Source organism: Hungatella sp. (genome assembly GCF_046966825.1).
This window is the reverse complement of the sequence record NZ_JBKVCZ010000059.1, coordinates 30,264-39,250: the sequence shown is the minus strand read 5'-3', so window position 1 is coordinate 39,250 and position 8,987 is coordinate 30,264. Positions and strand designations below refer to the sequence as shown.

Sequence of the window (8,987 nt, the reverse complement as noted above, 5' to 3'; positions counted from 1 at the left end):
GTATTTTATCACCAGCGATTACAATATGAAGGGGATCGAGATCTACACGCCCTATGTGAGCCAGGAGGTGGGAAGCTTTTTAAAACCGGTGGGCAGCAGCAGTGAGGAATCGTGGTACCAGTATCATCAGAAGAATTTCGGGACGCTGTGGACGTATGAGGACGGCAGTATGTTCGCAACCAGGACGCTTCTGGACGCCCAGACGGCATCAGAGCCCATCGGTGTGCTGAAGCTGAGCATCCATCCGGCGTCGGTCCTGGAGCCGATCTCCAGTAATACATTTTTAAACAACGGGATTCTTCTGGCGGATACGGAGGGAAGGCCCATATATTCCAGGCAGACGGGGACGGAGCAGGCGGATCAGTCCGTCTTAACGGGGGCAGAGGCGGGAACGCTTTACGACGGCGACCAGGGGGACTATATTCTGATGTCTGAGGAGATCACCACCAGCGGATGGCGCCTTTACTACTATGTGACGAAAATCGAGATCACAGGGCGGCTGTATGAGATACTGAAGTCCACGCTGCTGATCGTGGGACTGTGCCTGGCGGTCAGCCTGTTTCTGATCGGTATCCTGTCTAAGGTTTTAAGCCGCAGGATTCTGGAACTGAAGGAGAGCGCGGAGAAAGTGGCGGAGGGCAACTTTAATCTGGAACTGAACCACAACGATTCCGACGAGATCGGGATCGTGGCAAAGAGCCTGCAGACCATGTGCGACCGGCTGAATGAGATGATCAACCGGGTCTACAAGGCGGAACTGGAAAAGAAGGCCATGGAGCTTAAGGCGCTTCAGGCCATGATCAATCCCCATTTCCTGTATAACTGTCTTTCCAGCATCAAATGGAAGGCCATCCGTACCGGCAATGACGAGATCAGCGATCTCACGGGGCTGCTGGCTAAGTTCTACCGCACCAGCTTAAATGGAGGAAAACAGATTACCACCGTGGGAAGCGAACTGGAAAATGTGAAATCGTATGTGGAGCTTCAGCGCATGACCCATGAAAACAGCTTCGACGCAGAGTATGAGTTTGATGAGACGCTTCTCGGATATTCCATGCCGAACTTCCTTTTGCAGCCGATTGTGGAAAATGCCATTGAGCATGGCATTAACTATCAGGAGGAGATCGACGGAAAGGGGCGGCTGATCGTGCGGCTGGAGGATGAGGACAGCCATCTCATCTTCAGTATTTTAAACAACGGCCCCCGGGTGGAGCTGGAACGGCTGGAGGAGATATTAAACACGCCGGGCAAGGGCTATGGAATTTATAACATTGAAGAGCGGATCCGGATTTACTACGGGGCTGGATGCGGCGTCTATGCCTCCGTTACGGAAGACGGCTATACGAATTTTACGGTGAAGATATTAAAAGAACTGAAGGAGCTGTCCGTATAGATGGGAAGTTCTAAAAATAGTGCAAGGTTTCTAAAAAATTTGTTAAAAAGTCTTCCTCTGGGAGATGGTAAGATAGAGACATCAAAGGAATCATAACAAGGAGGAAGGTAACATGAAAAAGAAATTATTAAGCGTTCTCTTATGTACGGCGATGACTGCTTCTGCTTTGGCAGGCTGCGGGGGCTCTGGAGCTTCTGGCACGGAGGCGGCCAAAACAGAGGGGGGAGAGGCGAAGACAGAGGCTGCTGCCGATAAAACGGGGGCGGATAAGGTCAAGATTCGTATGACGTACTGGAACAGTGAGGACACCATGAAGGCGATGCTGGATTATCTGGCGGAGACGCTTCCGGAGATCGAGATTGAATACCAGTTCATCGACAATTCCAATTACGATACCATCGTAGATACCCAGCTGTCGGCGGGAGAAGGCCCGGACATCATCTGCGAATCACCGGGATCTTCCTTAAAGCACGCGAGACTGGGCTATTTAGAGCCGTTGAATGATTTGGGAGCCGAGTATTCCAGCGCCGGAACCAGCGTCTATTCCTATGACGGAAACATCTACGCGCTGCCGGGAATCAGCTGGTTCGAGGGAATCTATTACAACAAGGCCCTGTTTGAGGAGAATGGAATTGCACTGCCGACCACATTCGACGAGTATATCGCAGTCTGCAGGGCGTTTAAGGAGAAGGGGATTACCCCTCTGGCAGCAGGCTTAAAATCCTGGGAGCCAATGCTGAAAAACTCCATGGCGTTTGTGACTGCGGAATACTTATCTACAGACGCAGGGAAGAACTTTGGCTCCGATTACCGGGAAGGCAAAGCTAAAATGGAAGGGACCTGGGACCCGTACGTGGAAAAATGGTCTGAGATGATCTCCGAGGGCGTCTACACCACAGACATGACGGGAATCGACCACGATCAGGCATTAGAGCAGTTCGCAACCGGAGGCGCGGCCATGTTCTGTTCCGGTCCCTGGGACTTGGATACCATCACCAGCAAGAACCCGGATCTCCAGATTGATATGATGCCATTCTACGGAACCGCCAAGAGCGATGGCTGGCTGATCGGCGGCCCTGGATGCGGATTTGCCGTAAACAGCGCCTCTGCCAACAAGGAAGCAGCTATGAAGGTGGCCCGCGCGATCTCAACCGTGGAAGGCCAGAAGGCACTGTGGGAAAACAACCAGGGCGGCTCTTCCTACTTAGAAGGCGCATCCTTTGACTTACCGGCTGCCTACGAGGGCGTTTCGGGAACCCTGGCGGCCGGCAATGTATACTGCCCGTGGAATGAGTGGGGCGCGGCAGCCGGCGCTCATGAGACATACGGAACCGAGATGCAGAGCTATCTGTTAGGTTCCCAGGATTTAAAGACCACATTGTCGAATGTGGACGCGGCCGTGGCGGAGCTTTTGGAAAAGTAAGGCTGGCACTGACGAACGATACCGATGATGGGAGCGGCAATCCATGCTGAAAAGAATATTGGCGTACGCATGGAGGACGCTCCCTTTTTGCGCCCATTTTTGGGCGAATTGAAGAAAAGGAGGGGTATGAAATGGAACAGATTCAAAGAAAAAGGAGGCAGGCCGGAACGCTGGGAAAGTATTTCTATGTGTTCATCCTGCCGGCTTTCATCGTATATCTTCTGTTTTCCATCGTTCCGTTTTTATATACGTTTTACTACAGCTTCACCGATTACACGGATATGAATCCGGTCAACTTAAGCTTTGTAGGCCTGAAAAATTATATAAAGGTTTTCAACACGCCGCTGATGATGACGGCGATAAAAAATTCCGTAATTTATGCCATCATGCTGACGTCACTCCAGACTATTCTCGCGCTGCCGCTGGCGGTGCTCCTGGATAAAAAGCTGAAGACCAGGAACCTACTGAGAGCCGTATTCTTCTTCCCGGCCGTATTCAGTTCCCTGATCATCGGCTATCTGTGGAACTTCATCATGTCGTCGTCGGATTACGGCCTGATCAACAACCTGCTGCATCAGCTGGGCTTCGGAACCTTTAATTTCTTTACGGCTAACCGGGCGCTGTTTTCCGTCATTTTAACCCAGGCATGGCAGTGGACCGGATGGGCCATGGTCATCTACCTGGCCAACTTACAGAGCATTTCACCGGATCTCTACGAGGCGGCGGACATCGACGGAGCCGGAGGGATCAAGAAGTTCTTTTACGTGACACTGCCGCTGATGTGTCCGTCGGTCAAGATCATTGTGGTGACCGGCTTAATCGGAGGCATGAAGGTCTTCGACATCATCTACTCCATGACATCGGGCGGTCCGGGCAATGCGACCGAGACAGTTATGACAGTCATGATGAAAAAGGGCATCTCGGACGGCTTTTACAGCACCGGATCAGCCTTCGGCGTGTGTTTCTTTGCTATCGTGCTGGTGATCAGCGCCGTAGTCACAAAATTAATGGGGAAATGGAGTGATTCGATACAATGACGAAGAGAAAAAGAAATTTATATGTTCTGGAAGCAGTCATGCTCGTGATTGCGGTGATCTGGTTTATCCCGATTTACTATCTGATCGTAACGACGCTTAAGAATCCTCAGGAGGCCACGGCCAATCCCCTGGGACTGCCGATTCACTTAGAAATCGGAAATTACATCAAAGCATGGACCAATATGCAGTTTCCGAGGGCGTTTGCCAATACGCTGTTCATCACGGCCACAGCGGTCGTTATCATCGTCGTGTTCGGCGCCATGGCCGGATACGCTCTGGCGAGAACGAAGACGAAAATGGGCAACCGCATGTTTCTGTTCTTCCTGGCGGGCCTGATCGTACCGTTTCAGATGAATATTGTCAGCTTATATAAGATCGTCAAGAGCCTTCACCTGATGAACACTCCGTTTGCAGTAATTCTCGTCAACGTGGCCATCAATACGCCGCAGGCGGTATTCCTGTTTAAGGAATTCATAGAGGGAACGGTGCCGAAGGAACTGGAGGAGGCTGCGGAGATCGACGGCTGTACCGTGTTCCGCAAGTTTTTCAGAGTGGTGCTGCCGCTTCTCACGCCGGTTATCTCGACGGTTGTTATCATCGTCACACTGAACGTGTGGAATGAATTCATGACGCCCCTTCTGTTCCTGCAGAGCCGCGAGAAGGACGTAATCCTTCAGGAGGTGTCCCGGAACATCGGGCAGTTTGCCACAGACTGGACCGCGCTGTTCCCCATGCTGATGCTGGGCGTGGCGCCGCTCATGATCTTTTACGTGTTCATGCAGAAATACATAATCGCCGGTGTGGCCGCCGGCGCGGTGAAAGGATAATGGAATATGGATAAGAGAGAGTCTGGAACATTTCCCGGGAGCCTGATGGTGATCGTACCGCATCAGGATGATGAAATACTTCTGTGCGCCGGTATCCTCTATGAGGCCGTCCGGAAAAAGATTCCCGCCACTGTCGTGATGGTGACAAACGGCGATTACGGATGCCGCGATTATTCGATTGGGCGGAGCCGTTTAAGAGAGACGCTTGCCGGGCTTGCCATGCTGGGAATCGAGGAGGAAGATGTGGAGTTTTTAGGCTATGCCGACACGGGAATGCCGAAGGAAGAAAGCTTCATAAGCCGCCTCTATGAGGAGACGGATGAGAGGAGACGCCATAAGTCCCACTGCTCGGAGGAGACCTACGGCCTGGAAGAGAAGGAAGAGTACCATAAAAAGAGGTGGGGAACCCATGCGCCATACGACAGGGCCCATCTGGCCGCGGATCTCCACGGTGTGATAGAGGAGCACCAGCCTGATATGATTTTTACCACTTCGGAGTTTGACACTCATGGGGATCACAGTGCGCTGTACTTATTTGTCCGTGATATCTTAGTGCAGATGAAGGCGGAGGCGGAGGCCGGGAAGGCGGACTGCAAGAGTCAGCCGGTAAGCGGGGAGAGGCACGCACTTCCCCGCCTGTACAGCGGAATCGTTCATTCCCTGGCGGGAGATGAGAACTGGCCTGTCAGGACCAGGGAGGTGGGGCCGTATACAGAGCCGGCCCAGTCCCGGGAGACCTCCTGTTTCCGCTGGGAGGACCGGATCCGCTTTCCGGTCCCCGCATGCATGAGGACGGAGGAACGGGATAAGAACCTGAAGTATCAGGCACTTTCCTGTCATGTCACGGCTCTGAAGCCGGATGCAGTGGACTTTTTGTATGCATTTATCAAGAGTGAAGAACTTTTCTGGGAGATTAATTACTGAAGGAGCGAGACAGAATGGAGATTAACAAACAGCCGATCTATCCCGTCGAGCCGTGGACGGTGACGGAAACGGAATTTAAGATGGAGACAAATTACCGGAATGAGACGACATTTTCCCTGTCGAACGGGTATCTGGGGACGAGAGGAACCCTGGAGGAGGGGTATGACTTCACGGTAGATGAGGGACTGGAAGGCAATTTTATCAATGGATTTTATGAAAGCGAGCCGATCCGCTACGGAGAATGGAACTTTGGTTTCCCGACAGAGAGCCAGTCACTCTTGAATCTTCCTGATTTAAAGACGATCAGGCTCTTCCTCGATGGGGAAGAACTGGATATCAGAAAAGGGGAGGTGTCAGGCTGGCGCAGAACACTTCACATGGACCAGGGGACGGTTACCAGATCCTTTGACTGGACCTCCCCGGCGGGACGGACGGTTCACGTGGAGACGGTCAGGCTTGTAAGCTTCGGGGTGAAGAACCTGATGGCCATGTCATACGAAGTGACACCGGTCAACTTTGACGGAGAAATCACGTTCCTGTCGGTTCTGGACGCGAATGTGGAGAATCATACACGGAAGACGAATCCGCTGGTGGATTACGGCCCCTTCGGCCGCTGTCTGCTCACCGACAGGATCACCGCAGATGAATCCATGCTGTTTTATCAGGGGACGACGGAGCACAGCGGCCTTACTATGGCCTGCGGCAGTGTGATGACGGTGAAGTCCCCGCTGACACAGGAGTGGAGCGTCACGGAGGACGGCCTTCACTGCCGCCATAAGATAGCCGTTCACGGAACGAAAGGTCAGACGATCACTGCGGAAAAGCAGATAGCCTACACCTCCTCTCTCGATCTGGAAAAGAACGCGATGAGAGATTTTATCCTTTCTATATTAAAGGAGGCGGTAAAAAAAGGCTTTAAGAGCGAGGCGGCCTGTCAGGCGGCCTGTATGAAAGCCATGTGGAATCAGGCGGATGTGGTGATCGAGGGAGATGACGCGCTCCTGCAGGGCATGCGGTTCAACCTGTTCCATATCCTTCAGTCTGCTTCCAGAGACGGGAAAAACGGCATGGGCGCCAAGGGTCTGTCGGGAGAGGGCTATGAGGGCCACTATTTCTGGGATACGGAAATGTACGTAATGCCGGCGCTGATTTATACCAACGCAGACCTGGCAAAGTCTCTTCTCGGCTATCGTTACCGGACGCTTGACGAGGCGAGAGACAGGGCCAGGGTTCTGGGGCATGAGAAGGGCGCTCTGTATCCCTGGCGTACTATCAATGGTCAGGAAGCCTCCACTTATTTCCCGCTGGGGACGGCGCAGTACCACATTAATGCGGATATTGCCTACGCCTTTAGGCTGTATCTCGATGTGACCGGAGATATGGAATTTTTAAAGGATCAGGCCGCGGAGGTGCTGGTGGAAACGGCCAGAGTCTGGGCGGATGTCGGCTGTTTCGCTGAGTCCAGGGGCGGTAAGTACTGCATCTGCGCCGTAACGGGGCCGGATGAGTACAATGCCATTGTGGACAACAATTTCTATACGAATCTCATGGCGAGGGAGAATATCCGCGATGCCGGGTGGGCGCTTGACACACTCCGCGCAATGGATGAGGCCGCCTGGGAGGCTCTTGTGGCGAAGCTGGGGGTTAAGGAAGAGGAACGGGCGCTCTGGAACCGGATCGTGGAGAACATGTATTTCCCCTACGATGAAGGCAGGAAGGTCTATCCGCTGGATGACGGCTTCATGATGCGCAAGCCGTGGGACGAATCGAGAATACCGCCGGAGAAGCGCCATCTGCTCTATGAAAACTACCACCCGCTCTTTATCTTCCGCCAGCGGATGTCGAAGCAGGCCGACGCCATACTCGGTATGGTGCTGCACAGCAATTACTTTACGGAAGAGGAACTAAGGCGCAACTACGATTTCTATCAGGAGGTGACGCTGCATCACTCGTCCCTTTCCACCTGTATCTTCGGGATTCTGGCCTGCCGGATCGGGTATGAGGAAGAGGCGTATACGTATTTCGCCCAGTCGGCCAGAATGGATCTGGATGATTACCACGACAATTTCTATGCGGGAATCCATGCGGCCAATATGGCGGGGACTTGGCAGGCGGTGGTCTTCGGTTTCGCCGGCCTGCGCGTGAACCGGGGATTCTTAGAGCTCCATCCCATCCTTCCGGAAAAGATGAAGGGGTACGAGTTCCGGTTCATGTACCGCGGCCGCCTGCTTCACGTGCGGACCGGACGGGAAGGAACAAGAGTGACGCTGCTGTCGGGAGACGGCGTCGTATTATGGCTGGGAGATACCCGGCATCAGCTTTTAAAGGAGGGAGACTATGTCTGTTGTTAAGCCACGGGCCGTATTCTTTGACTGGGATGGGACGGCGGTTTATTCCAGAAAAGCGCCGGCAGACGCGGCGTTATCCGCCATGAGACCGCTGCTGGCTCAGGGCGTCAAATTAGTGATCGTCAGCGGGACGACGATCGAAAACATTGCAGGAGGGCAGCTTGAGAAATGCTTCACCTCTGAAGAATTAAAAAATTTATACCTGGGGCTGGGAAGGGGCGCTTATAATTACGCGTTTGACGATGAAGGAAGACCGTATGTCTTTGCCGACCGGCTGCCGGACAGGGAAGGCCTTCTGGCAGTCCACAGCATCTGTTTCGATATCCATAAGGAGCTTTTAAAGAAGTACGATTTCCCTACCGATATCGTATTTTCCAGGCCGAATTACTGTAAGATTGATTTGATGGTGTCGAGCCAGAGAGGAGATCAGCTGTTTCTGCAGGAAAATGAGCTGCTGCTGTTAAAGGAGAGCTTAAAGCGTCACGGAATTGAGGGCGGGCTGTCAACGCTTCTGGAGATGGCAAAGACTATTGGGGCGTCGTATGGAATCACGGTGGCGCCCACCTGTGACGCGAAATATCTGGAAGTGGGACTCTCCAGCAAAAGTGATAATGTGGACACGATTCTCGGCAGGCTTTGGCAGGAATTCGGGATTCTGCCGGAGGAGTGCAGCTACTGGGGCGATGAATATGTGGGGATTGAGGAAGGTATCTTTGGAAGCGACAGCTTTATGATTACGGAAAAGTCGAAGCGGGGCCATTTCTTTGATGTTTCGGAGGTCCCGGGAGAACGGCCGCAGGAGGTAAGTGTGACCGGCGGCGGAGTAGAGCGTTTCCTGGAGTATTTAAAAGAAATAAACAAATAAGCAAGAAAAAGCGTACCGTTTGAGCCAACCGGACCGAAAGAGGAGTCCTGGCAGGCTGAAACGGTACATTTTATTTGATTTAAAGTACGTTTAAAACAGGTGATAAAAATATTTTTAAAACGAAGTTACAGAAATATTGATAAAATTCGATAAAAATGTTAAAATGTAAC

7 protein-coding genes are annotated in these 8,987 nt (G+C 52.5%); all 7 read left to right on the top strand.

Annotation, left to right across the window (positions count from 1 at the left end):
• Nucleotides 1-1,393 (top strand): sensor histidine kinase (locus ACLTD4_RS18075; RefSeq protein WP_412331459.1); only part of this gene is annotated, 1,393 nt, incomplete at its 5' end.
• A gap of 112 nt (nucleotides 1,394-1,505) precedes the next feature.
• Entirely contained in the window at nucleotides 1,506-2,816 is a 1,311-nt protein-coding gene (locus ACLTD4_RS18070) for an ABC transporter substrate-binding protein (protein ID WP_055653090.1), read from the top strand.
• A gap of 131 nt (nucleotides 2,817-2,947) precedes the next feature.
• On the top strand, nucleotides 2,948-3,853 hold the full coding sequence (locus ACLTD4_RS18065; RefSeq protein WP_002603603.1) for a carbohydrate ABC transporter permease: 906 nt from the start codon (nucleotides 2,948-2,950) through the stop codon (nucleotides 3,851-3,853).
• Complete coding sequence (locus ACLTD4_RS18060) at nucleotides 3,850-4,680, top strand: carbohydrate ABC transporter permease (protein WP_002603604.1); 831 nt, start codon at nucleotides 3,850-3,852, stop codon at nucleotides 4,678-4,680. The genes ACLTD4_RS18065 and ACLTD4_RS18060 overlap by 4 nt, the downstream gene beginning before the upstream one ends.
• Nucleotides 4,681-4,686: 6 nt before the next feature.
• Nucleotides 4,687-5,604, top strand: a complete 918-nt coding sequence (locus tag ACLTD4_RS18055; RefSeq protein ID WP_117621677.1) for a PIG-L deacetylase family protein — start codon at nucleotides 4,687-4,689, stop codon at nucleotides 5,602-5,604.
• Nucleotides 5,605-5,618: 14 nt separating this feature from the next.
• Nucleotides 5,619-7,955: a glycoside hydrolase family 65 protein gene (locus ACLTD4_RS18050; protein WP_117621678.1), complete on the top strand. Its 2,337-nt coding sequence runs from the start codon at nucleotides 5,619-5,621 to the stop codon at nucleotides 7,953-7,955.
• Nucleotides 7,942-8,817 (top strand): HAD family hydrolase, encoded by an 876-nt coding sequence (locus tag ACLTD4_RS18045; protein ID WP_117621679.1) that lies wholly within the window; start codon nucleotides 7,942-7,944, stop codon nucleotides 8,815-8,817. Before ACLTD4_RS18050 ends, ACLTD4_RS18045 begins: the two co-directional genes overlap by 14 nt.
• The last annotated feature ends 170 nt before the right edge of the window (nucleotides 8,818-8,987 follow it).

Coding starts and splice junctions, on each gene's coding strand:
- ACLTD4_RS18070 (WP_055653090.1), top strand. CDS start 1,506: ATGAAAAAGAAATTATTAAGCGTTCTCTTATGTACGGCGATGACTGCT.
- ACLTD4_RS18065 (WP_002603603.1), top strand. CDS start 2,948: ATGGAACAGATTCAAAGAAAAAGGAGGCAGGCCGGAACGCTGGGAAAG.
- ACLTD4_RS18060 (WP_002603604.1), top strand. CDS start 3,850: ATGACGAAGAGAAAAAGAAATTTATATGTTCTGGAAGCAGTCATGCTC.
- ACLTD4_RS18055 (WP_117621677.1), top strand. CDS start 4,687: ATGGATAAGAGAGAGTCTGGAACATTTCCCGGGAGCCTGATGGTGATC.
- ACLTD4_RS18050 (WP_117621678.1), top strand. CDS start 5,619: ATGGAGATTAACAAACAGCCGATCTATCCCGTCGAGCCGTGGACGGTG.
- ACLTD4_RS18045 (WP_117621679.1), top strand. CDS start 7,942: ATGTCTGTTGTTAAGCCACGGGCCGTATTCTTTGACTGGGATGGGACG.